The sequence below is a fragment of the Breoghania sp. JC706 genome (genome assembly GCF_037026715.1).
In the GTDB taxonomy this organism is placed as follows: domain Bacteria; phylum Pseudomonadota; class Alphaproteobacteria; order Rhizobiales; family Stappiaceae; genus Breoghania.
This window is the reverse complement of record NZ_JBANCG010000003.1, coordinates 316,941-338,259: the sequence shown is the minus strand read 5'-3', so window position 1 is coordinate 338,259 and position 21,319 is coordinate 316,941. Positions and strand designations below refer to the sequence as shown.

Here is a 21,319-nt window from a genome sequence, read left to right as displayed (position 1 = left end):
GCCCCACCTTTGCAACCATGAGACAGGGCAGGGTCATTTCACACGATCGCACGAGCAAGGACAAGCGACATGGCCGACACGATGAAACAGCAAGAAGCGGCCCTGACCGCTGAAAGCGAGCCTGAAGAACAGGTCGAACCCGCAGAAGAGTCAGACCCCTCTCCCGCCCGTCCCTCCCCGTCGCCGAACATCTTCGATACCGGACTGTCGACCATCGCCGCCTACCAGCGCGCCGCCTTCCGCACCGGCTTCACCCGTGATCTCGCATTCCGCCGACAAAGCCTGAAGGCACTGCGCAAGGCCATCGTGACGGCCGAAAAGGACATCCTCGCCGCGATGCACGCTGATCTCGGCCGCCCGAAGACCGAAGCCTACACGAGCGAGATCGCGCTGCTGCTGCACGAAATCGACGTTACGCTGAAGAAGCTGCGCGGCTGGTCGAAACCCCGGCGCGTGCGCTCGCCACTCGTGTCGCTGCGCTCCGCCAGCCGCATCGAGGCCGAGCCCTACGGCTCCGCGCTGATCATCGCACCCTGGAACTATCCCTTCCAGCTTGCGCTCGGGCCCCTCATCCCCGCGATCGCCGCCGGCAACTGCGCGGTGGTCAAGCCCTCGGAATCGGCACCCGAAAGCGCCGCCGTGATCGCCCGGATCATCCGCGAGACCTTCAAGCCCCATCATGTGGCGGTCTTCGAAGGCGAGGCGGACGTCTCAAGAACGCTGCTCGACCAACGCTTCGATCTGATCTTCTACACCGGCGGCACCGCGGTCGGCCGCACCGTCATGGCTGCCGCCGCGCGGCATCTGACGCCCGTCATTCTGGAGCTTGGCGGCAAGAACCCCTGCTTCGTCACCGCGGACGCCGATCTCGACATCGCGGCCCGGCGCATCGCCTGGGGCAAGTTCGTCAATGCCGGACAGACCTGCATCGCGCCCGACTTCGTCCTCGCCGACGCCTCCATCAAGGACGCGCTGCAGGAAAAGCTGATCGAGACCATCGCGAAATTCTACGGCGACGTGCCGAAGGCGAGCCCGGATTTCGGACGCATCGTCAACGAGCGCCACTTCGACAGGCTGACAGCGCTGATGGAGGGCGCCGAGATCGTGGCTGGCGGCGAGAGCGACCGGGCGGAGCGCTACATCGCCCCGACGCTCGTCACCGGCATCGACTGGTCCCATCCGCTGATGGCTGGCGAGATCTTCGGGCCCGTCCTGCCGATCATGGCATACGAGGATCTCGACACCGAGTTGATCATCCTGAAGAACCGGCCGAAGCCGCTGGCGCTCTATGTGTTTTCCGGCGACCGCGCGACGCAGGAACGCATCCTCGCCCATCTGCCGTCCGGCGGTGCCGCGATCAACGACACGCTGTCGCAGGTCGTCAACACCCGCCTGCCCTTCGGCGGCATCGGGGAGAGCGGCATGGGCGCCTATCACGGCAAGGCCGGCTTCGACGCCTTCTCCCACCAGCGCGCGATCGTGCGCCGGGCGCTCAAGCCGGAAGGCGGGATGATCTACCCGCCCTACAAGACGCCGCTTTGGGTGCTCAGGCGGATGGTACGGTTCTTCTGACGGACGGCGGAAAAGGAGTAAGGGCGCGTTTTCGCGCCTCAGCCTGCACTCACCAGAAATCCGGCAAGGCCTGGCTGAGCCGGCCTCCGATGCGTACCGGCGCGACGTTGATCGCGAGCCCGGTCGCATCGTCCGTCTCCACAGCCACGCCGCACAGCGTCGCCTCGCCGAGAGAGGCGGTGAAACGGCCGGACGGGATCTTGGTCGTGAACCGGCGAAGCGGCTCTTCCTTTTCCATGCCGAGCACGCCGTCGTAGTCGCCGCACATGCCGGCATCGGACATGTAGGCCGTGCCGCCCTCCAGGATCTGGTGGTCGGCGGTCGGCACGTGGGTATGGGTGCCGACGACGAGGCTGGCGCGACCGTCGGCGAAATGGCCCATCGCCTGCTTCTCGCTGGTGGCCTCGGCATGCATGTCGATGATGATCGCGTCCGCCACCTGGCCGAGCGGACAGGCATCGAGCTCGCGCCCGACGGCGGCGAAGGGATCGTCGAGCGCGTCCATGTAGATGCGGCCCATGACGTTCATGACGAGAACGTTGGCGCCGTTGCGCGCAGTGTAGAGATGCGCGCCGCGCCCGGGCGTGCCCCTGGGATAATTCACCGGCCTGAGAAGCCGGTCCTGGCGGGTGATGAAGACGAGCGCCTCGCGCTGGTCCCAGGAATGGTTGCCGAGCGTCACGGCATCCGCGCCCGCATCGATCACGTCCTGGCAGATTTCCTCGGTGATGCCGAAGCCGCCGGCGGCGTTCTCGCCGTTGACCGCAACGAAATCGAGCCGCCAGCGCTCCACCAGCCCCGGCAGACGGTCGATCACGACGTTGCGGCCGCTGCGCCCTACAAGGTCGCCCAGGAACAAGAGCCTCATGCGGCATCCCCGTGTCTGTTGGTTCTGGTCATGTCCGGCACCGGATGAGTTCCGCCTCGGTCACGATCGTGTCGAGCGGCCGGTCATGATCCTCGAACGGAACGGTTTCGATTTCCTGCACCGAATAGGCAACGCCGATCAAGCGCAACGTGCGGCGGGCTGAAATGGCTTCGATGGCGCGGTCGTAATGGCCCTTGCCGTAGCCTATGCGATGGCCGACACGGTCGAAGGCCGCCATCGGCACCAGCATGACGTCCGGCACGACCTCGGCCGCCTGCGGACCGGGCGCGACGGTGCCGAAGCCGGCGGCAACGAGCTCCGCCCCGCGCAGGAGTTCGCGAAAGATCAGATGCGGCTCGGCCACCACCGGCAGGCACAGCCCGTGTCCGCGCTCGCGCAGGGCGCTCATCAGCGGGCGAGGATCGATCTCGTCGCGGATCGGCCAGAAGCCGGACACCATCGCGCCTGTGGGAAGATCCAGTTCGCCGGCCCGCTCCGCGACCGCAAGCGCCGCCTCGATACGCGCGGACGGTTCCAGCGCACCGCGCCGGGCAAGGGCTGCGGCGCGCAAGCCCTCCTTGGTCGCATCGAACAATCGGTCGTCCACCTGGCATTCCTGACGAGAAGGCTGTTCTCCTGCACCGCCATACGGCGCGCAGGCGCATCGAATGCCGTTCGTATCCCTCATTTTCACGCAAGAAAAGAGGCGAGGCGCAATTCAGCCGCGTCGCAAAGTCCCGCTCAGCGGTCCGCCTGAATATCGAGTTCCGCGTCTGAGACGACGTCCATGAAGCTCGGCTCGCCGGTCCCGCGCGCAAGACCGCTCAGCAGCGCCTCCGCAGCCTCACTCACCTTTGCGAGGTTCTCCACCGCCGCGCCGACGGCCTCCTGCCCGGCGGCGGCGAACTCGCGCGCGCCGGCGGCATCCCGCCCCTCTTCGAGCCGTGCCAAGGCAAGCGCGAGCGCCGCTTCCCCAACCTTCTGCGATTTCTGGAGATAGGCCGCCGCATCGCATACGGCCGTGGCCGCCGCACGACGAATCGCGTCTTCCGGATCGCCGGTAACGAACCCGTCGCTGGGCAGTCGCTCCGGCATGTTCCGCCCCCCGCCGGCCTGCTCTGCAGCGGCCTGTCCGGTGGCCGCGGCGGTGATGTCGAAGAACTCGGGCACGTCAGCGCCGGAAGACGCGTCGCCGGCGGCCGTTTCGTTGAAGGGAGTGAATGTCGGTTCGGGCATGCCGCGTCCTTTCGATGCCACTGTTGCACCGCGCAGAAAACGCAGCATGAATTGGGCAAAACCAAGCCGCGAGCGCGGATCGGCGAGAACGCTGGGGAAGGCGATTTCGGGAAGATGGACTGGCGAAGCCACGGCAGCCGTCGAGAGTGTGATCCCGGGAAACCTACAACGTAGGTGGGCGCCGTTTGCCCGAGCCCACGGGCCCGGTCAGGTACAGCTCCCTTAGGGATCATTAAGGCCCCGGGGATTCAGTCTTCTAACGCGCAGCGCAGCAACGCCGGTGACAGATATAGGGCTAGCGGGGCGCCGGCGCCAGAGGCCGTATACCCTATGTCAGATTCTCCGAGAAGATCGGGGAAAAGCGCCGGGCAAAGTGGCCCGACGCTTGGTCCGCGGGTGCCTGGATCAAGCAGCCGGTGCCATGGCCGGTGCGAAGACGCGCAGCCGGTTTCCATCCGGGTCGAGCAAGACGAAAGTGTAGCCGAAATCCATCCGGGCCGGCGCCTGGGCAATCGGCAGGCCGCGTGTGCTCGCCTCGGCAAAGATCCGATCGAGGGTGGCCTCGTCCGCGACGGAGAAGCAGCATTCGCCGGCATAGCCGCCCCGCGGGCCGGCCGGCGGCTGCACCTCATCGCGCTTCCACAGGCCGAACTTGGCGCCGGAATCGAGGATGAAAAGAACGAAGGTGGCGCTGTCCTCCACCGGCTCGCGCTTGAGCATGCCGGCATAGAAGGCACGGCTTGCGGAAATGTCGTCGACATAGAGAAGGGTGTAGTCGCCTGTGGACATGGGGGAACTCCCGTTGGTTAATCACGGGAATGACCCTAGACGCCGATGCTGCCAATTCCTGTCAGCATTGTTCTCCGCATCCACCGGAAGAGCCCTGCATCAGGTCTGAATGCCCTCCTTCTCGCGCCACCGTGCCAGCATTTCCTGACGGCGACGCGGATAACGCCTCCCGGTTTCGGCCATGGACAGGATCCGGTCGGTGCGAAAGGCGCGGAAGTCCTGACGCAAGGCACACCAGGCGACCGTGACACGCGCGTGATCGAAGAAGCCGAGCAGAAAGGGCCAGATGATGCGCCGGCTGGCAACGCCCTCGCCCGTGCGATACTCGATTTCCAGCTCCCGCTCGCGGCGGATCGCATCGCGCAGACGGGCCGGATCGATCGGTTCATCGGGCTGGCGCTCGTTGGAAACGACGAAAAGCGTGGAGGTGTCTAGGGTCTCGCGCAGATCCTTCGGCAACACCGAACCGACCTTTGCGAGCGCGCTGGAGGCGGCCGCGCCGAGACGCGCATCTCCACGTCCGGCCGCATAGCGCATGCCGAGCACCAGAGCCTCGATCTCGTCTTCAGAAAACATCAGCGGCGGCAGCAGAAAGCCCGGCTTCAACACATAGCCGACGCCGGGCTCGCCCTCGATTTCCGCGCCTTGCGCCTGCAGGCTGGCGATGTCGCGATAAAGCGTGCGCAGGCTCACATCCAGCGCGGCGGCAAGCGTCGCCCCGCTCACCGGCCTGCGGTAACCGCGCAAGAGCTGGAGAAGATCGAACAGACGTTCGGAACGCGACATGCGAGCATGGTCTCAGGTTAGAGGGCCCGGGCAGGCGCCCCGCTCTAGCCGACCATCCTGCCAGAAAACGGCAGCAACCGCCTCACCCCTGCTCTTCGCGCACCGACTTGTTGAGTTCGGCCGCCAACGCCTCGATCCGGCCCGCGGCTTCGCTGACGCGGACGGCGAGCTGCGTCTCGCTTTCCGCTGTCCGGCTGAGCGCAGCCTCGCGCGATTCGCGCAGCGCCGACAGTTCCGTTTCGAGCGTCTGCACCCGCCGTTCCGCCTCGGAAAGCAGGTCCGTCATCATCACGCCCGCCATGACGGTGAGCCGCTGATCGCCGATCTCGCCGAAACTTCCGCGCAATTCGCCGATCGTCTCGTCGAAACGGCGGGCAAGCCCCATCAGCCGCTCCTCCTCGCCGTCGTCGCAGGCCATGCGATAGGCGCGGCCGTTGATCGTCACGCTGACCTGAGCCATGCCATCAGCCTCCGTGGCTTTCCAGAACTGTCCGGATCGATTCCATCGCCGAGACGAGGCGGCGCGAGACTTCCTTGTTCGCCTTTTCCAGCCGGTCGGAGCGCGATTCCGCGCCGTCCAGCGTTTCCGCCAGCCGGGCGCGGTCCTCGTTCAGCCGCTGCAGCTCGTCCTGCAGGGCGCCGACGGTCTTTTCACTGGCAATACGGCGGTTCACGGCCGCTTCAAGCTGCCCGATCGATGCCGAAAGTCGCTGAAAAGCCGCATCGAGTTTGCTGGCCTGGCTCATACTTTTCCCGTGCGAAAACCGCCTGGCACGGAACGTTCCGGCCGTAAACTCGGTCCCCATTCCCGGCATTGGCCGCCGTTGAGCGGGCCCGATCGCCGGATGTGCTTGCCGGACTGCGGTGCAGGACGCGGCCGTTTCCCGGAAGGTGTGCGTCGAACCCGAGAGACGATTGCACCGAGGCCGACAATTTTGCCGATGTTTTCCGGAGAACGATCGCGGTCGATATGTCGCTCCCACCGGCCGCTCCGTCGCGCGGCCGGGCAGGATCCGGCTTCGCAGAAGCTTAGGCATTCATTCGCCAGTCCGTCAACAATCGCCGGTGCTTGGACGGCGATCTTGCGAAATGACATGTACAAAAGTCACAGCTCGAGGAGTTGGCGGACGCCCCCAGCGGGCCCGATCCCCCAACGTAATCGGGAGGACGACCGGCCCGCCCCCTTGCCCAAGCGCTTGCATTGACTCAAGGAACGTTCCTGCTATTTGTCGTGCCGCCTCGCAGGGCCGGGGTGTCGGCGACTGCTCTCCAAGCATCGCCTCCTTATTTATTAAACCAGAACCTCGGACGATCGCGGCAACCGCTCCGGCCGCTCGGGCCACAGGTATCAGATGACCGATCTCGACAAACACAACCGGATGGCAAACGCGGTCCGCTTCCTCTCCATCGACGCCGTGCAGAAGGCCAATTCCGGCCATCCCGGCCTGCCGATGGGGGCGGCCGACATTGCCACCGTCCTCTTCACCCGCTTCCTGCGCTTCGATCCCACAGAGCCCAAGTGGGCCGACCGGGACCGCTTCGTGCTGTCGGCCGGCCACGGTTCGATGCTGCTCTATTCGCTGCTGCACCTGACCGGCTACGAGGACTTCACGCTGGAGGAGCTGAAGAACTTCCGTCAGCTCGGCGCCAGGACCGCCGGTCATCCCGAATACGGCCACGGCGGCGGCATCGAGACGACCACCGGCCCGCTCGGCCAGGGCCTCGCCAACGCCGTCGGCATGGCGATGACCGAACGCATGCTTCAGGCCGAATTCGGCAAGGATCTGGTCAACCACCATACCTACGCCCTGGTCGGCGACGGCTGCCTGATGGAAGGCATCTCCCAGGAAGCGATCTCGCTCGCCGGGCACCTGAAGCTCAACAAGCTGATCGTGCTGTGGGACGACAACGGCATCTCCATCGACGGTTCGATCTCGCTGTCCGATTCGACCGACCAGCTCGCGCGCTTCAAGGCCTGCGGCTGGGAGACGGTCAGCATCGACGGCCACAATCCAACGCAGATCGCTTCCGCGATCGAGGCCGCGCGCAAATCCGACCGCCCGACCCTGATCGCCTGCAAGACGACCATCGGCTACGGCTCACCCAACAAGGCCGGCAAGAATTCCGCCCACGGCTCGCCGCTCGGCACCGACGAGATCAAGATCACCCGCGAGGCGCTCGGCTGGACGGATGAACCCTTCGAGATCCCGGCCGACATCCGCGACGCATGGCGCATCGCCGGCCTGCGCGCCGCCCAGGCCAACACCGAGTGGGCCAAGCGCTTCGAGGCCGCCGACGCCGTCACCCGGGCCGAGTTCGAACGCCGCCAGCGCGGCGATCTGCCCTCCGCGCTCGGCGACGCGATTCGCGCACTGAAGACGAAGCTTGCCGAGGAGAAGCCCTCGCTCGCCACCCGCAAGGCCTCGGAAGTCGCTCTGGAGGCGATCAACGCGGCGGTGCCGGAGACGATCGGCGGTTCAGCCGACCTCACCGGCTCCAACAACACCCGCACCAAGGACATGAAGGCGATCACGCCGGACGACTTCTCCGGCCGCTTCGTTCACTGGGGCATCCGCGAGCACGGCATGGCCGCCGCGATGAACGGCATGGCGCTGCACGGCGGCGTCATCCCCTATTCCGGGACGTTCCTCGTCTTCACCGACTATTGCCGCCCCGCCATCCGGCTTTCGGCGCTGATGGGCATCCGCGTGATCTACGTGATGACGCACGATTCCATCGGTCTTGGCGAAGACGGTCCGACCCACCAGCCTGTGGAGCATCTGGCGGCGTTGCGCGCCATTCCCAACCTCCTCGTGCTGCGTCCGGCGGACGCGACGGAGACGGCGGAATGCTGGCAGATCGCTCTGGAGAACCGCAACGGGCCGAGCGTGCTCGCGCTGACGCGCCAGAATCTCGCCGCCTTCCGCACTACGCTCGAGGCGAAGAACCTTTGCGCCAACGGCGCCTACGAGGTCTGTTCCTGCGACGATGAGGCGAAGGTGACACTGTTCGCCACCGGCTCGGAAGTCGAGATCGCGATGGCCGCCCACGCCCAGCTGACCGAGGACGGCATCCCGACCCGCGTCGTTTCCGTGCCGTCGTTCGAGCTGTTCAAGAAGCAGTCGGACGACTACCGCAGCTCGATCATCGGCACCGCGCCGGTGAAGATCGCGGTTGAGGCCGGCATCGAGATGGGCTGGTCGCGCTTCATTGGCGACGACGGGCTTTTCGTCGGTATGGACAGCTTCGGCGCCAGCGGCCCCTACAAGGAACTCTACGAGCATTTCGGCATTACCGCCGAGGTAGCCGTATCGAAGGCCAAGGCCCGCCTGGAGGCCCTGGAAAAGACGACGGAGGAGTGAGTTCCGGCATGTTCGCCGGGGCTTTTGCATCCTGAAACGGACGGACGGCGCCGGACGGCGCGCAGACAGGAGTATGACGAAATGGCGGTGAAGGTCGCAATCAACGGTTTCGGTCGAATCGGGCGCAACGTTCTGCGCGCAATCGTGGAATCTGGCCGCACCGACATCGAGGTCGTGGCCATCAACGACCTGGGCCCGGTGGAAACCAACGCCCACCTGCTGCGCCATGATTCCGTGCACGGCCATTTCCCCGCCAAGGTCGAGGTCGCCGGCGACGCCATCGTCATCGACGGCGGCAAGCCGATCAAGGTGACGGCCATCCGCGACCCGAAGGAACTCCCCTGGGGCGAGCTCGGCGTCGACATCGCCATGGAATGCACCGGCATCTTCACCGCCAAGGAGAAGGCCTCGATGCATCTTGAGGCCGGTGCCAAGCGCGTCCTCGTCTCCGCGCCGGCCGCGGGTGCCGACAAGACCATCGTCTTCGGTGTCAACACCGATGCGCTGACGAAGGACGATCTCGTCGTCTCCAACGCCTCGTGCACCACCAACTGCCTGGCGCCCGTCGCCTACGTCCTCAACGAGACCGTCGGCATCGAGACGGGCTTCATGACGACGATCCACTCCTACACCGGCGACCAGCCGACGCTGGACACCATGCACAAGGATCTCTACCGGGCGCGCGCCGCGGCCATGTCGATGATCCCGACCTCCACGGGTGCGGCCAAGGCCGTCGGCCTGGTGCTGCCCGAACTCAACGGCAAGCTCGATGGCGTTGCCATCCGCGTGCCGACGCCGAACGTCTCCGTCATCGACTTCAAGTTCATCGCCAAGCGCGAGACGAGCGTCGAGGAGATCAACGAGGCGATCCGCAAGGCCGCCGACGGCAAACTCAAGGGCATCCTCGGCTTCACCGACGAGAAGCTGGTATCCATGGACTTCAACCATGACCCGCACTCCTCGACGTTCCACATGGACCAGACCAAGGTGATGGACGGCACCTTCGTGCGCGTCATGTCCTGGTACGACAACGAATGGGGCTTCTCCAACCGCATGGCCGACACCGCCGTGGCGATGGCCAAGCACATCTGATCTGACGAAGGGCGCGGGCGACAACGGCCGCGCCCTTTTTCTATCTGGCGTTCTCCGCCTGCCTGCACTTTCCGGCATTTCGGAGAAGCGTACCGCGTTTCGGTTCCAGAGCGCTTATCCTTCCAGACGGAATCGCCTGGTCGATGGAAAATCGCTCCAGATCAATCTCTTGAGCAGAGCCTATTCCCATCAGATCGGAAAGATCTGATGGGAATAGGCTCTGGGCCACGGATACGGAGTGCGCGACCAGTGATACCTCTCCTTCCTCCTTTGCGCGTCGCAACGCCGTCGGATGCGGCGGCGCTTGCCGATCTCGTCAATTTCGCCGGCGATGGACTGCCGCTTCACCTGTGGGCCTGCATGGCCGAGAACGGACAGGATCCGTGGGCGATCGGCCGCGCCCGGCAGGCGGAAAAGGCGGAGGACGGGCAGATCGTGGTCGTGGACGAGGGCGGCGGCGCCATTGCCGTGCTCATGGGCTACGGCATTGGAACCGATCCGGTCCCCACCGATGACATGCCTGCGATGTTCGTGCCGCTGCAGGAGCTTGAGAACCTCGCCCCCGAGAGCTGCTACGTGAACGTTCTCGCCACCTATCCCGATCATCGCGGCAAAGGTCACGGCACCCGCCTTCTGGGCATCGCCGAAGAGATTGCGCGCGACGAGGGACTTTCGCGCATGTCGATCATCGTCGCCGACGACAACGACGGCGGGCGCAGGCTTTACGAGCGCACCGGTTATCGCGAAATTGCCGCACGGGATGTGGTATGCGACGGCTGGAAAACCGCAACGAAGCGGTGGATCCTGATGATCAAGGAACTTGACCGGGCCGGAGACGCTTGAGAAGGCACGGCGGAGAACAACAGACGGATGGAGGCACGGACGGGGATGGGTTACCGCTCTCTCGACGACATGGATTTCGCGGACAAGCGCGTTCTGGTGCGCGTCGATCTGAACGTCCCGATGGAAGACGGCAAGGTCACCGACACGACGCGCATCGAACGGGTGCTGCCGACTATTCGCGACATCGCGGCGAAGAACGGCAAGGTCATCTTGCTGGCCCATTTCGGCCGGCCCAAGGGCGAGCGCGTGGCCTCCATGTCGCTGAAGCCCGTCGTGCGCCCGCTTTCCGAGCTGCTTGGCCTCTCTGTCGATTTCGCCGACGATTGCGTCGGACCGGAGGCAAAGGCCGCGGTTGAGAAGATGGTGCCGGGCGGCATCCTGCTGCTGGAAAACACCCGCTATCACAAGGGTGAAGAAAAGAACGATCCCGACTTCGCCAAGGCACTGGCGGAGAACGGCGATGTCTACGTGAACGACGCCTTTTCCGCAGCCCACCGCGCGCATGCCTCCACCGAAGGTCTCGCCCACCTGCTGCCGGCCTGCGCCGGGCGCACCATGCAGGCGGAGCTTGATGCGCTGGGTGCCGCACTCGGTTCCCCCAAGCGCCCAGTGCTCGCGGTCGTCGGCGGGGCGAAGGTGTCTTCCAAGATCGACCTTCTGGAAAATCTGGTGGCCAGGGTCGACATGCTGGTGATCGGCGGCGGCATGGCCAACACGTTCCTTGCGGCCAAGGGCACGGACGTCGGCAAGTCGCTGTGCGAGCATGATCTCGCCGACACCGCGCGCCGCATCATGGAAAAGGCGAAGAGCGCCGGTTGCGAGATCGTGCTGCCGGCCGACGCGGTGGTCGCAAAGGAATTCAAGGCAAACGCGGCCTGCGAGACCGTCGCGCTCGATGCCGTGCCCGCCGACGCGATGATCCTCGACGTGGGCGCAAAATCCATCGAGACCGTGAAGGCGAAGATCGACGCAGCTGCGACCCTGGTGTGGAACGGCCCGCTCGGCGCGTTCGAGATCGAGCCGTTCGATGCGGCGACGGTTGCAGCGGCACGCCATGCGGCCGCGCGCACGAAGGCGGGCGACCTGCTGTCGGTCGCAGGCGGCGGCGACACGGTGGCGGCGCTGAACCATGCCGGCGTGGCGCAGGATTTCAGCTACGTCTCCACCGCCGGCGGCGCCTTTCTGGAATGGCTGGAAGGCAAGGTCCTTCCCGGCGTCGCGGCGCTGGAAACCGCGAAGTAGAGCGACCCCCTCATCAAGATCATCATAACCGGGAGTTGAAGGGCATCACATGAGCGAGAATCTGGAAGACATTGCTGCGGCCATGATGGCGACGGGTCAGGGCATTCTGGCCGCCGACGAGAGCACGGGCACCATCAAGAAGCGCTTCGACCAGATCGGCGTGGAGAACACCGAGGACAACCGTCGCGACTACCGCGAGATGCTGTTCCGCGCCGAAGACGCGATGAACGAGCGCATCTCCGGCGTCATCCTCTACGACGAGACCATCCGCCAGAAGGCCAAGGACGGCACGCCGCTGGTCGATCTCATCAAGGCGGCGGGCGCAGTTCCCGGCATCAAGGTCGACAAGGGCGCCAAGCCGCTCGCCGGTTTCGACGACGAGAAGATCACCGAGGGCCTCGACGGCCTGCGCGAGCGTCTGGCCGAGTATTACGACCTCGGCGCCCGTTTCGCCAAGTGGCGCGCGGTCATCACCATCGGCGAGGCGATGCCGTCGTCGAACTGCATCTCCTCCAACGCCAATGCGCTGGCGCGCTACGCGGCGCTCTGCCAGGAAGCCGGCATCGTGCCGATCGTCGAGCCGGAAGTGCTGATGGACGGCGCCTTCTCCAGCCACGACATCGAGACCTGCTACGAGGTCACCGAATGGACGCTCAACACCGTCTTCGGCGAACTCTACCAGGCGGGCATCCTGCTTGAGGGCATGATCCTGAAGCCGAACATGGTGATCGCCGGCCAGAAGTGCCCGGACCAGGCCTCGGCCGAAGAGGTCGCGGAAATGACCGTGCGCTGCCTGAAGTCGACCATTCCGGCGGCTGTCGGCGGCATCGCCTTCCTGTCGGGCGGCCAGAGCGACGTGCAGGCGACCGAAAACCTGTCGCTGATGAACGCCATGGGCAACCTGCCCTGGACGCTGACCTTCTCCTACGGCCGTGCCCTGCAGCAGGCGGCGCTGAAGGCGTGGTCCGGCAAGGACGAGAACTGGGCCGCCGCCCAGGCCGCCTTCGCCCACCGCGCCCGCATGAACGGCATGGCGTCGACCGGCACCTGGTCGAAGGACCTGGAGACCGCGTAAGGCGCGACACGCCGACCGCATCGGACTGGATCGACGGGCCATCGCGCCCGTCGATTCGTTTTTGGGGGCGGGCTTTCAAACGCTTTGGGAAGGCTCCTCCGGTGTCATCCCGGACGCGATGCGGCGCGAAATGCCGCTTCGCAGATCCGGGATGGCGGGGGCCTGGGTCAAGGTAAAAGAGGCCGAATTATCCCGGTGGATCGACCCCGCACACGATGTCATTTCCGCGCAGGCGGGAATCCAGCAACCACAGGGTTCAAAGGCGGAATGTCAAAGCAGCCCTCCGGGATTGCGGGATCCCCGCCGGCGCGCGGATGACAACGGAGAGAGAAGTACCGCCCTAACGGCCCCCTTTCCTCTCCCCTGCTCTTGCCGCAACATTTTCTTGACCGCACGCGCCTACCATTTGCCGTTTGCGCGATTTTGCCGTTATTGGATGCCACATCGCCACCTGATGCCCGCAGGAGTTCCAATCGTGTTCCGTTCCCGCCTGTTTCTCATCACGCCGCCCGACTTCGACGCGGAGGCCTTCGCCGCCCCGCTCGGCGAGGCGCTTGCCGGCGGCGACGTGGCCTGCCTGCTGATCACGCTGCCCGAAGGCGACGAGGACACGGCCCAGCGTATGGCGGAAAAGATCGTGCCAATTGCACAGGAGGCCGGCGTCGCTGCGCTGATCCTCAACGACACGCGCATTGCCGGACGCAGCCGTGCCGACGGCGTGCAGATCGACAGCGGACTTGAGGATCTGAAGCTCGCTCAGGAAACCTTCCAGCCCAACCGCATCGTCGGCGTCGGCCACATCAAGGACCGCCATCAGGCAATGGAGCTTGCAGAACTCGACACCGACTACGTCTTCTTCGGCATGCGGGATCTGGAAGAGCACGACGAGGCGCACCGCAAGACGATCGATTTCGCCGGATGGTGGGCTGAGGTGTTCGAGATCCCGTGCGTGGCGCTCGCCGGACGCGACATCGCCTCCGTGCGCCCCGTCGCCGAGACCAAGGCGGAATTCGTCGCGCTTCGCGCCGGCGTGTGGCAGCACCCGAAGGGGCCGAAGGCCGCCGTCGAGGAAGCGAACGCCATCCTCGACGCCGTGGCAGCCGAAATCGCGGCCGCCGAGGAGGCCGCCGGATGAGGCAGGCCTGGAGGCAGCTCCCAGTTCCGGCCTTCAACCAAAGGGGTGGCGCGCTCGCCCTTGCGGCGATGCTCGTCCTGACGATCTCCGCCCAAGCCGCGACGCCTGTGCCCCAGCCGGCACCGGAGGGCGGCGCGGAGGCGATCACGACCGCTCCCGGACTGGTGCCGAACTTGCGGCCCAACCTGCCGGCGCCGCCTCTGATCGGCACCGCGAACCTGCCCGGCCCGAAAGTCCCCAGCCTCAAGCTCGCCATCGAGGAGCCGCCGCAGGTCGCCACCGGTCCGGTCCCGCGCGACGACACCCGCGACTACGCTTATGGCGCCTTCCAGCGCGGCTACTACCTGACCGCCGTGGCCGTGGCCACCCGCAACGCCCAGGACGGCGACCGCGCCGCCCAGACGCTCTTGGGCGTGCTTTACGAGCGCGGTTACGGGGTTAGCCAGGATGTGAAGACGTCGGCGAGCTGGTATCGGATCGCGGCGAACGACGGCGACCCGCAAGCCGCCTATCGGCTCGGCCTCTACTATCTGCTGGGCACCGGCGTGCCGGCTGACAAGGCCAAGGCCGGCGATCTCTTCGAACAGGCCGACAAGGCCGGCCTCGACAACGCCTCCTACAATCTGGGTGTTCTGTACCTGCAGGGCGAAGGACGCCCGCTCGACCGCACCAAGGGGCTCGCCCTGATCAAGAAGGCGGCCGAGAACGGCGATGTCGACGCGCAATATGCGCTGGCCGACGCCTATCTCGATCCGGACGCTCCGGACCGCGACCCGCGCCATGGCGCCTTCTGGATGGGACGCGCGGCGCGAAACGGCTCTGTCGCGGCCGAGGTGCGCTACGGCATCCTGCGCTTCAAGGGCGAAGGCGTGGAGCCCAATGAGGCGGAAGCCGCAATGTGGTTCGAACGCGCCGCCCGGTCCGGCAACGCGGTCGCCATGAACCGGCTCGCGCGCCTCTATGCGACAGGCCGCGGCGTGGAGGTCGATCCGTTGAAGGCGGCCACATGGCACCTGATTGCGCGCAAGGCCGGGCTCTCCGACCTGTGGCTCGACGGTTTCCTCGCCTCCCTCGATGCCGAAACGCTGGAAAAGGCGCGCCGCGAAGCCGCCAACTGGACGGAAGGTCAGACACCCGGCGCGGCCTCGGTTCCGCGCGTGCCGACCGAGGGCAGCGACACCGCGGAGCCTGCCGCGGGCGACATTCCCGAGCCCGAGCCCGCTCCGCGAACGGGGGATTGAGGGCGCGCTTGCCCCCTGCGCACGGCCGGCAAAGCCGTTTTACCTTGAAAACGACACGGAAATATGGTGGAGACTGCCGCGCAACGGCTTACGCCGCGCCCGCGGCATCAAGGCCCGGCCCTTCCCTAACGACGCGAACGAGATCCATGAAGATCAACGGCAACGAAATCAAGCCCGGCAACGTCTTGCAGCACCAGGATACCCTGTGGGCCGTGGTCAAGGTCCAGCACGTCAAGCCCGGCAAGGGCGGCGCCTTCGCCCAGGTGGAGATGAAAAACCTCCTCGACGGCCGCAAGCTCAACGAGCGCTTCCGCTCGGAAGACAAGGTCGAGCGCGTTCGTCTGGAGCAGAAGGACTTCCAGTTCCTCTATGCCCAGGACGACATGCTGGTGTTCATGGACTCAGACACCTACGAGCAGATCGAGCTGCAGAGCGATTTCGTCGGCGACCGCGCCGCCTTCCTGCAGGACGGCATGACGGTGACGCTCGACATGCACGACGGCAAGCCCATCGGCATCAACCTGCCGCAGTTCGTCACGCTTCAGATCACCGAGGCCGACGCCGTGGTGAAGGGACAGACGCAGTCCTCGTCCTACAAGCCGGCGGTTCTTGAAAACGGCGTGCGCGTCCTCGTACCGCCGTTCATCACGGCTGGCGAGCGCATCGTGGTCGACACCAACGAAGTCGCCTACGTGAAGCGCGCAGACTAGGCCGCCGTCAAGGCGCCTGGCCGCCTTCCGGCAATTCACAACATTCGATTTCTCCGGCCGGTGCATTGCCGGCTGGAAAAGACTGAGCCCCCAAGGAGGGGCAAGATGGCCCGTTCCGCTATTCTCAACGTCATGGTCGCCGCCGCCACGAAGGCCGGCCGCGCTCTTACCCGCGATTTCGGCGAGGTGGAAAACCTCCAGGTCTCCCGCAAGGGGCCCGGCGACTTCGTCACCGCCGCCGACCACCGCGCCGAAAAGATCCTGCGCGAGGAGCTTCAGCGCGCGCGGCCGGGCTATTCGCTGGTGATGGAGGAATCGGGTACCATCGAGGGCACCGACCCGCAGCACCGTTTCATCGTCGATCCGCTCGACGGCACGACGAATTTCCTGCACGGCATTCCGATCTTCGGCATTTCCATCGCGCTGGAGCGTCAGGGCCAGATCGTCGCCGGCGTGATCTACAATCCGATCATGGACGAGCTCTACACCGCAGAAAAAGGCAACGGCGCGTTCCTCAACAACCGCCGCCTGCGCGTGGCCGGCCGCGCCACCATGACTGACTGCGTGATCGGCACCGGCATTCCCCATCTGGGCCGTGGCGATCACGGTCGCGCTCTGATGGAACTGCGCCACGTCATGGGCGAGGTTTCCGGCATCCGACGTGCGGGCGCCGCATCGATCGATCTCGCCTGGGTCGCCTCCGGCCGCCTCGACGGTTTCTGGGAACACGACCTGAAATCCTGGGACATGGCGGCGGGGCTTTTGATGATTCGCGAAGCCGGCGGCTACATCTCCGATGCCACCGGCGGCGAGAAGATATTCGAGACGGGCTCCGTCGTGGCCGGCAACGAATTCATCCATCACGGCCTGCTCGATCTTCTCAAAAAGGCCCGCAAGCCTGCCTGATTTCCGAGCACCGCGCCCGCTGTCGGCAAGGCCGCGAACCGCGCGAGCGGTGCGCGATCTTGCGGTATCGGCGTGCCGTGCGCGGATTTCCGGTTTCATTGGGCGCGGAATTCACGCTATCACTGCCAACAGGTTAACAAGCTTGGCCGGCGGACCCGATGGCGCGCGATCTCGATCCCTATAAGCTCTCCAGTCCCCAGATCTATCTCTGGCGGATGCTGATCTTCCTCGCGCTGGTGAGCTTCATCCCGATCATCCTCTATCGGCCGATCGCCACCGCCTTTGCCTCCAATCCGTTCCTGAACGGCATCATCATTCTGGTCGGCGTGCTCGGCATCGTGCTCTCCTTCATCCAGGTGGTTCGGCTCTTTCGCGAGGTGAACTGGGTCAACGGCTTCCGCCTTGGCGATCCGGGGCTCGAAGTCCGCCGTCCGCCTGTGCTGCTGGCACCCATGTCGGTGTTGCTCGGCAACCGCATCGGCGAGATGGCGATCACGCCGCAGGTCATGCGCTCGATCATGGATTCGATCGGCACCCGCCTTGATGAGGCGCGCGAACTCGGGCGCTACCTCACGGGCCTGCTCGTCTTCCTCGGCCTGCTCGGCACCTTCTGGGGCCTTCTACAGACGGTGAGTGCGGTCGGCGACGTCATCCAGTCGCTCAATGTCGGCTCCGGCGATGCCAACGTCATCTTCGAGGACCTGAAGACCGGTCTGGAAGCCCCGCTCGGCGGCATGGGCACGGCCTTCTCCTCCTCGCTCTTCGGTCTCACCGGCTCGCTGCTGCTGGGCTTTCTCGAACTGCAGGCGACCCAGGCCCAGACCCGCTTCTACAACGAGCTGGAAGACTGGCTGTCCACCGTCACCGAGATCGAGCTCGACGACGAGGGCACGCCCTACCCGGTCGAGCAGACCAACACCTATTCCGAACTTCGCGTCGCGATCGACCAGCTCCGCCGCACGGTACAGGAAAACGGCGCCTCCAGCGGCAGCCGGGCGACCTCACAGGCGATGGCCAACCTGGCGGAAGGTATCCAGGGCCTCGTCCAGCACGTGCGCACCGAACAGCGCATGATGCGCGAATGGGCCGACAGCCAGTCCGAACAGCAGGTACGCATCGAGAGGCTTCTGGAAATGCTTTCCGACGCCCTCAAGAACCCGAGGGGCTGAGATGGCGATGTCGCGCGGCCGCGGTCGTGACCGAAGCACCAACTACTGGCCGGGCTTCGTCGACGCCATGGCGACGCTGCTGCTCGTCATCATCTTCCTGCTCGTCGTCTTCATGCTGTCGCAGTTCTTCCTGTCCCAGGAGATTTCCGGCCGCGACACGGTGCTGAACCGGCTGAACTCGCAGATCAGCGAACTGACGCAACTGCTCGCGCTGGAGCGCGGCAACAACCGCGACCTGCAGGATCAGATCGCCTCTCTGCAGGCGAGCCTTTCCTCCACCGAGGACGAGAAAAGCCGGCTGCAGGGCCTCGTCGACAGCCGCACGGGCGCGGCCTCGCAGGCCGGCGGTCGCATCGCCACGCTGGAAAACCAGCTTTCGGAGGAAAAGCGGTTATCCGCCCGTGCGTTGTCGCAGGTGGAGCTTCTCAACCAGCAGATCTCCGCGCTGCGCCGCCAGATCGCGGCGCTGGAAGACGCGCTGGAGGCATCCGAGAGCCGCGACCGCGAGAGCCAAACCAAGATCGCGGATCTCGGCCGCCGGCTGAACGTGGCGCTCGCCCAGCGCGTGCAGGAGCTGTCGCGCTATCGCTCCGACTTCTTCGGCAGGTTGCGCGAGATCCTGTCCCAGCGCTCCGACATCCGCGTCGTCGGCGACCGCTTCGTCTTCCAGTCCGAGGTTCTGTTCTCCTCCGGCTCCGACGAGATCAACGTGGCCGGCCGGGAAGAACTCGACAAACTGGCGGAGGCGGTGAACGAGCTGGCTGCCGAAATCCCCGACGAGATCAACTGGGTTCTGCGCGTCGACGGCCATACCGATGCCCGCCCCGTCTCCCCCACCAGCCGCTTCCGCTCCAACTGGGAGTTGTCGGCCGCGCGCGCCATTTCCGTGGTGCGCTACCTGATCGACAAGGGCGTGGACCCGAAACGGCTGGTCGCCGCAGGCTTCGGCTCCAATCAGCCGCTGGATGACGGTACCACCGACGAGGCCTACGCCAAGAACCGCCGCATCGAGCTGAAGCTCACAACGCGATAGGAAAAGGCGGAGCGCGCTTTCGCGCGCACATCTTGCGCTGGTTTCCGGGTCTGGCCCAAGTGGATTTGGGGCGCCTGCGGCGCAGACCGCCCGGAATGAGGGCGGCTGTGGGAGGCTTGAGACTATTCATAACCTCCCTCATCCCGGACAAGTGAGGCGAAGCCGAACGCTGATCCGGGATCCAGCGCAACAGGCGCGCGCGAAAGCGCGCTCCACTCCCTTCCTCCACCGGCATCGAACACCGCACAAAAAAGGGCGCCCGAGGCGCCCTTTTCGATCCATCGAAGAGGAGGAACCCTATTCCTCGTCGTCCTCGTCGTGGTTCTTTTTCAGCGAGGTCAGCTTCGCGAACACCGCGGCCGCATCGTATTCCTGTTCGGCCGGCTGCTTGGGCGCGGGGCGTGCAAACGCCGCGGCCATGGCATCCTCCGACGTGGTGTCCTCCACCGGCAGAAGCGTCGCGGCCTCTTCCGGCTGCTCCACCGGCGGCGGTGCGAGGCGCGCGGCCTTCTCCACTTCCAGATCAAGCTCCAGCTGCGAACACAGGCCCAGCGTCACCGGGTCCGACGGCGTCAGGTTCGCCGCGTTCCAGTGGGTGCGCTCGCGGATCGATTCGATCGTCGGCTTGGTGGTGCCGACGAGACGCATGATCTGCGCGTCCTTCAGCTCCGGATGGTTGCGCACCAGCCACATGATCGCGTTCGGCCGGTCCTGGCGACGCGACACCGGCGTGTAGCGCGGTCCCTTGCGCTTGGCTTCCGGCACGCGCGTCTTCGGCGTGGACAGCTTCAGCGTGGCCGAAGGGCTCTTCTGCGCGCGCTCGATCTCCTCGCGGGTCAACTGCCCCGTCTGGATCGGATCGAGACCCTTGATGCCCTGCGCGGCTTCGCCGTCGGCAATCGCCTTCACCTCAAGCGGATGAAGCTTGCAGAAGACGGCGATCTGGTCGAAGGACAGCGACGTGTTGTCGACCAGCCAGACCGCGGTCGCCTTGGGCATCAGCGGCGTGTTCGCCATTTTGATAAGCTCCTCTCGTCCGCTCCCCCGGGGTGCCTCCCGGGAAAGCCGCAAATCGTCGAATTGACGGGAAATTACGCCGAATATAAGCGCTCGCCCGCTTCGACGCAAACCTCCAATTCACACGGTGCAGCGAAAGTGGACCCGCCTAGACGGTCAGCACGATCTTGCCGATGTGACCGGAACTTTCCATCCGCGCATGCGCCTTTGCGGCATCGGTGAGCGCGAAGGTGGAATCCATCACCGGCTTCACTTTGCCTGCCTCGATCAGCGGCCACACCTTTTCCTCAAGTGCTGCCGCGATCGACGCCTTGAAGGCGGTGTTGCGCGGGCGCAGGGTGGAGCCGGTATGGGTCAGGCGCTTGGCCATCAGCACGCGGAAATCGATGGTCTCCGTCGCCCCGTGCAGCGTCGCGATCTGCACGATGCGCCCGCCGACCGCCGCCGCCTTCCAGTTGCGGGCAACATAGTCGCCGCCCACCATGTCGAGGATCAGGTCGACGCCGGCCTTGTCGGTCGCGTTGCGGACCGCCTCCACGAAATCCTGGCTGCGGTAATCGATGGCGAGATCGGCGCCGAGCTTTTCGCAGAAGGCGCATTTCTCCGCACCGCCCGCCGTCGTGAAGACGGTCGCGCCGAAGGCCTTGGCGAGCTGAATCGCCGTCGTTCCGATGCCCGACGTGCCGCCATGGACGAGGAAACGCTCGCCCGCTCTCAATCCGCCCCGGTCAAACACGTTCGACCACACCGTGAAAAAGGTCTCCGGCACGGCGGCTGCCTCCGTGAAGCTCAGGGCTTCGGGCTTCGGCAGGGCGTTCGTCTCCTCCACCTTGCAGAATTCGGCGTAGCCGCCGCCCGGCGTCAGCGCCGTGACCGCATCGCCCACCTTGAAGCGGGACGCGTCGGGGCCGACGGCGGCGACTTCGCCGGCAACTTCCAGCCCCGGCAGGTCGGAAGCCTCCGGCGGCGGCGGATAGGCGCCCTGGCGCTGGAACACGTCAGGCCGATTCACGCCCGCAGCCTTCACCCGGATCAGGATCTCCGAGCCTGAGATTTCGGGGAGCGGCCGGGTTTCGGGCACCAGCGCCTCCGGCCCGCCGGGCTCAGGGATGGCGATCGCGGTCATCGTTTCGGGAAGGTTCGTCATGGCGGGCGGCTCCTCGATTGTTGCGGCGAAGCTGACGCAGCGGTCTTGCAGCTTGCAGGTGTGAGTGGGATGTAGCCCCGGCGAGCGAGACTGACA

21 protein-coding genes and 1 other RNA gene are annotated in these 21,319 nt (G+C 65.7%); 12 read left to right on the top strand and 10 right to left on the bottom strand.

Annotated features, from left to right (window positions below; translation table 11 throughout):
* The first annotated feature begins 69 nt into the window (after positions 1-69).
* Positions 70-1,572, top strand: a complete 1,503-nt coding sequence (locus tag V2L18_RS07420) for an aldehyde dehydrogenase (protein WP_336177396.1) — start codon at positions 70-72, stop codon at positions 1,570-1,572.
* 49 nt (positions 1,573-1,621) lie between these two features.
* On the opposite strand, the gene V2L18_RS07415 is transcribed toward V2L18_RS07420, so the two are convergent.
* The 8 genes from V2L18_RS07415 to V2L18_RS07380 all read right to left on the bottom strand — a co-directional run bounded on the left by V2L18_RS07415 (position 1,622) and on the right by V2L18_RS07380 (position 5,997).
* Positions 1,622-2,440: a TIGR00282 family metallophosphoesterase gene (locus tag V2L18_RS07415; RefSeq protein ID WP_336177395.1), complete on the bottom strand. Its 819-nt coding sequence runs from the start codon at positions 2,438-2,440 to the stop codon at positions 1,622-1,624.
* Between the two features lie 28 nt (positions 2,441-2,468).
* A complete protein-coding gene (locus V2L18_RS07410) occupies positions 2,469-3,047 on the bottom strand; it encodes a 5-formyltetrahydrofolate cyclo-ligase (RefSeq protein WP_336177394.1) in 579 nt (192 codons plus the stop codon).
* Positions 3,048-3,181: 134 nt separating this feature from the next.
* A complete protein-coding gene (locus V2L18_RS07405; RefSeq protein WP_336177392.1) occupies positions 3,182-3,676 on the bottom strand; it encodes a hypothetical protein in 495 nt (164 codons plus the stop codon).
* Positions 3,677-3,797: 121 nt separating this feature from the next.
* A non-coding RNA gene (ssrS, locus tag V2L18_RS07400) (6S RNA) lies at positions 3,798-3,954 on the bottom strand.
* Positions 3,955-4,081: 127 nt separating this feature from the next.
* Complete coding sequence (locus V2L18_RS07395) at positions 4,082-4,465, bottom strand: VOC family protein (protein ID WP_336177390.1); 384 nt, start codon at positions 4,463-4,465, stop codon at positions 4,082-4,084.
* Between the two features lie 99 nt (positions 4,466-4,564).
* Positions 4,565-5,251: a YafY family protein gene (locus V2L18_RS07390; protein ID WP_336177389.1), complete on the bottom strand. Its 687-nt coding sequence runs from the start codon at positions 5,249-5,251 to the stop codon at positions 4,565-4,567.
* 82 nt (positions 5,252-5,333) lie between these two features.
* Positions 5,334-5,711 carry a cell division protein ZapA gene (zapA, locus tag V2L18_RS07385; RefSeq protein WP_336177387.1) on the bottom strand — a complete coding sequence of 126 codons (378 nt, stop codon included), beginning with the start codon at positions 5,709-5,711 and terminating at the stop codon, positions 5,334-5,336.
* Between the two features lie 4 nt (positions 5,712-5,715).
* Entirely contained in the window at positions 5,716-5,997 is a 282-nt protein-coding gene (locus V2L18_RS07380; RefSeq protein WP_107990622.1) for a DUF4164 domain-containing protein, read from the bottom strand.
* Positions 5,998-6,603: 606 nt separating this feature from the next.
* On the opposite strand from V2L18_RS07380, the gene tkt reads away from it, so the two are divergent.
* The 11 genes from tkt to V2L18_RS07325 all read left to right on the top strand — a co-directional run bounded on the left by tkt (position 6,604) and on the right by V2L18_RS07325 (position 19,059).
* A complete protein-coding gene (gene tkt, locus V2L18_RS07375; RefSeq protein WP_336177385.1) occupies positions 6,604-8,613 on the top strand; it encodes a transketolase in 2,010 nt (669 codons plus the stop codon).
* Between the two features lie 81 nt (positions 8,614-8,694).
* Positions 8,695-9,705 (top strand): type I glyceraldehyde-3-phosphate dehydrogenase, encoded by a 1,011-nt coding sequence (gene gap / locus V2L18_RS07370; protein ID WP_336177383.1) that lies wholly within the window; start codon positions 8,695-8,697, stop codon positions 9,703-9,705.
* Between the two features lie 249 nt (positions 9,706-9,954).
* Positions 9,955-10,548: a GNAT family N-acetyltransferase gene (locus V2L18_RS07365; RefSeq protein WP_336177382.1), complete on the top strand. Its 594-nt coding sequence runs from the start codon at positions 9,955-9,957 to the stop codon at positions 10,546-10,548.
* A 45-nt stretch (positions 10,549-10,593) separates the two neighbouring features.
* Positions 10,594-11,790, top strand: coding sequence for a phosphoglycerate kinase (locus V2L18_RS07360; protein ID WP_336177380.1), 1,197 nt, complete (start codon positions 10,594-10,596; stop codon positions 11,788-11,790).
* Between the two features lie 49 nt (positions 11,791-11,839).
* Complete coding sequence (locus V2L18_RS07355; RefSeq protein ID WP_336177378.1) at positions 11,840-12,865, top strand: class I fructose-bisphosphate aldolase; 1,026 nt, start codon at positions 11,840-11,842, stop codon at positions 12,863-12,865.
* A gap of 475 nt (positions 12,866-13,340) precedes the next feature.
* A complete protein-coding gene (locus V2L18_RS07350) occupies positions 13,341-14,000 on the top strand; it encodes a thiamine phosphate synthase (protein ID WP_336177376.1) in 660 nt (219 codons plus the stop codon).
* Positions 13,997-15,241, top strand: coding sequence for a tetratricopeptide repeat protein (locus V2L18_RS07345; RefSeq protein WP_336177374.1), 1,245 nt, complete (start codon positions 13,997-13,999; stop codon positions 15,239-15,241). Before V2L18_RS07350 ends, V2L18_RS07345 begins: the two co-directional genes overlap by 4 nt.
* Positions 15,242-15,387: 146 nt before the next feature.
* Positions 15,388-15,951 carry an elongation factor P gene (efp, locus tag V2L18_RS07340; RefSeq protein ID WP_336177372.1) on the top strand — a complete coding sequence of 188 codons (564 nt, stop codon included), beginning with the start codon at positions 15,388-15,390 and terminating at the stop codon, positions 15,949-15,951.
* A gap of 105 nt (positions 15,952-16,056) precedes the next feature.
* On the top strand, positions 16,057-16,857 hold the full coding sequence (locus V2L18_RS07335) for an inositol monophosphatase family protein (RefSeq protein WP_336177370.1): 801 nt from the start codon (positions 16,057-16,059) through the stop codon (positions 16,855-16,857).
* Between the two features lie 158 nt (positions 16,858-17,015).
* The gene (locus V2L18_RS07330; protein ID WP_336177369.1) at positions 17,016-18,026 is read left to right on the top strand and encodes a flagellar motor protein MotA; all 1,011 of its coding nucleotides are present in this window, start codon (positions 17,016-17,018) and stop codon (positions 18,024-18,026) included.
* Position 18,027: 1 nt separating this feature from the next.
* Positions 18,028-19,059, top strand: a complete 1,032-nt coding sequence (locus V2L18_RS07325; protein ID WP_336177368.1) for a peptidoglycan -binding protein — start codon at positions 18,028-18,030, stop codon at positions 19,057-19,059.
* A 297-nt stretch (positions 19,060-19,356) separates the two neighbouring features.
* Here V2L18_RS07325 and V2L18_RS07320 read toward each other — a convergent pair whose 3' ends face one another.
* Together V2L18_RS07320 and V2L18_RS07315 are read right to left on the bottom strand one after the other, a co-directional pair.
* On the bottom strand, positions 19,357-20,076 hold the full coding sequence (locus V2L18_RS07320; RefSeq protein WP_336177366.1) for a cell cycle transcriptional regulator TrcR: 720 nt from the start codon (positions 20,074-20,076) through the stop codon (positions 19,357-19,359).
* A gap of 148 nt (positions 20,077-20,224) precedes the next feature.
* Positions 20,225-21,223: an NAD(P)H-quinone oxidoreductase gene (locus tag V2L18_RS07315; RefSeq protein WP_336177365.1), complete on the bottom strand. Its 999-nt coding sequence runs from the start codon at positions 21,221-21,223 to the stop codon at positions 20,225-20,227.
* Between the last annotated feature and the right edge of the window lie 96 nt (positions 21,224-21,319).

What these genes read in the sequence shown, in the direction of transcription:
- V2L18_RS07335 (WP_336177370.1), top strand. Translation starts at nt 16,057, where the DNA reads ATGGCCCGTTCCGCTATTCTCAACGTCATGGTCGCCGCCGCCACGAAG.
- V2L18_RS07420 (WP_336177396.1), top strand. Translation starts at nt 70, where the DNA reads ATGGCCGACACGATGAAACAGCAAGAAGCGGCCCTGACCGCTGAAAGC.
- V2L18_RS07380 (WP_107990622.1), bottom strand. Translation starts at nt 5,997, where the DNA reads ATGAGCCAGGCCAGCAAACTCGATGCGGCTTTTCAGCGACTTTCGGCA.
- V2L18_RS07330 (WP_336177369.1), top strand. Translation starts at nt 17,016, where the DNA reads ATGGCGCGCGATCTCGATCCCTATAAGCTCTCCAGTCCCCAGATCTAT.
- tkt (WP_336177385.1), top strand. Translation starts at nt 6,604, where the DNA reads ATGACCGATCTCGACAAACACAACCGGATGGCAAACGCGGTCCGCTTC.
- efp (WP_336177372.1), top strand. Translation starts at nt 15,388, where the DNA reads ATGAAGATCAACGGCAACGAAATCAAGCCCGGCAACGTCTTGCAGCAC.
- V2L18_RS07345 (WP_336177374.1), top strand. Translation starts at nt 13,997, where the DNA reads ATGAGGCAGGCCTGGAGGCAGCTCCCAGTTCCGGCCTTCAACCAAAGG.
- V2L18_RS07415 (WP_336177395.1), bottom strand. Translation starts at nt 2,440, where the DNA reads ATGAGGCTCTTGTTCCTGGGCGACCTTGTAGGGCGCAGCGGCCGCAAC.
- V2L18_RS07315 (WP_336177365.1), bottom strand. Translation starts at nt 21,223, where the DNA reads ATGACGAACCTTCCCGAAACGATGACCGCGATCGCCATCCCTGAGCCC.
- V2L18_RS07325 (WP_336177368.1), top strand. Translation starts at nt 18,028, where the DNA reads ATGGCGATGTCGCGCGGCCGCGGTCGTGACCGAAGCACCAACTACTGG.
- gap (WP_336177383.1), top strand. Translation starts at nt 8,695, where the DNA reads ATGGCGGTGAAGGTCGCAATCAACGGTTTCGGTCGAATCGGGCGCAAC.
- zapA (WP_336177387.1), bottom strand. Translation starts at nt 5,711, where the DNA reads ATGGCTCAGGTCAGCGTGACGATCAACGGCCGCGCCTATCGCATGGCC.
- V2L18_RS07320 (WP_336177366.1), bottom strand. Translation starts at nt 20,076, where the DNA reads ATGGCGAACACGCCGCTGATGCCCAAGGCGACCGCGGTCTGGCTGGTC.
- V2L18_RS07405 (WP_336177392.1), bottom strand. Translation starts at nt 3,676, where the DNA reads ATGCCCGAACCGACATTCACTCCCTTCAACGAAACGGCCGCCGGCGAC.
- V2L18_RS07395 (WP_336177390.1), bottom strand. Translation starts at nt 4,465, where the DNA reads ATGTCCACAGGCGACTACACCCTTCTCTATGTCGACGACATTTCCGCA.
- V2L18_RS07390 (WP_336177389.1), bottom strand. Translation starts at nt 5,251, where the DNA reads ATGTCGCGTTCCGAACGTCTGTTCGATCTTCTCCAGCTCTTGCGCGGT.
- V2L18_RS07360 (WP_336177380.1), top strand. Translation starts at nt 10,594, where the DNA reads ATGGGTTACCGCTCTCTCGACGACATGGATTTCGCGGACAAGCGCGTT.
- V2L18_RS07355 (WP_336177378.1), top strand. Translation starts at nt 11,840, where the DNA reads ATGAGCGAGAATCTGGAAGACATTGCTGCGGCCATGATGGCGACGGGT.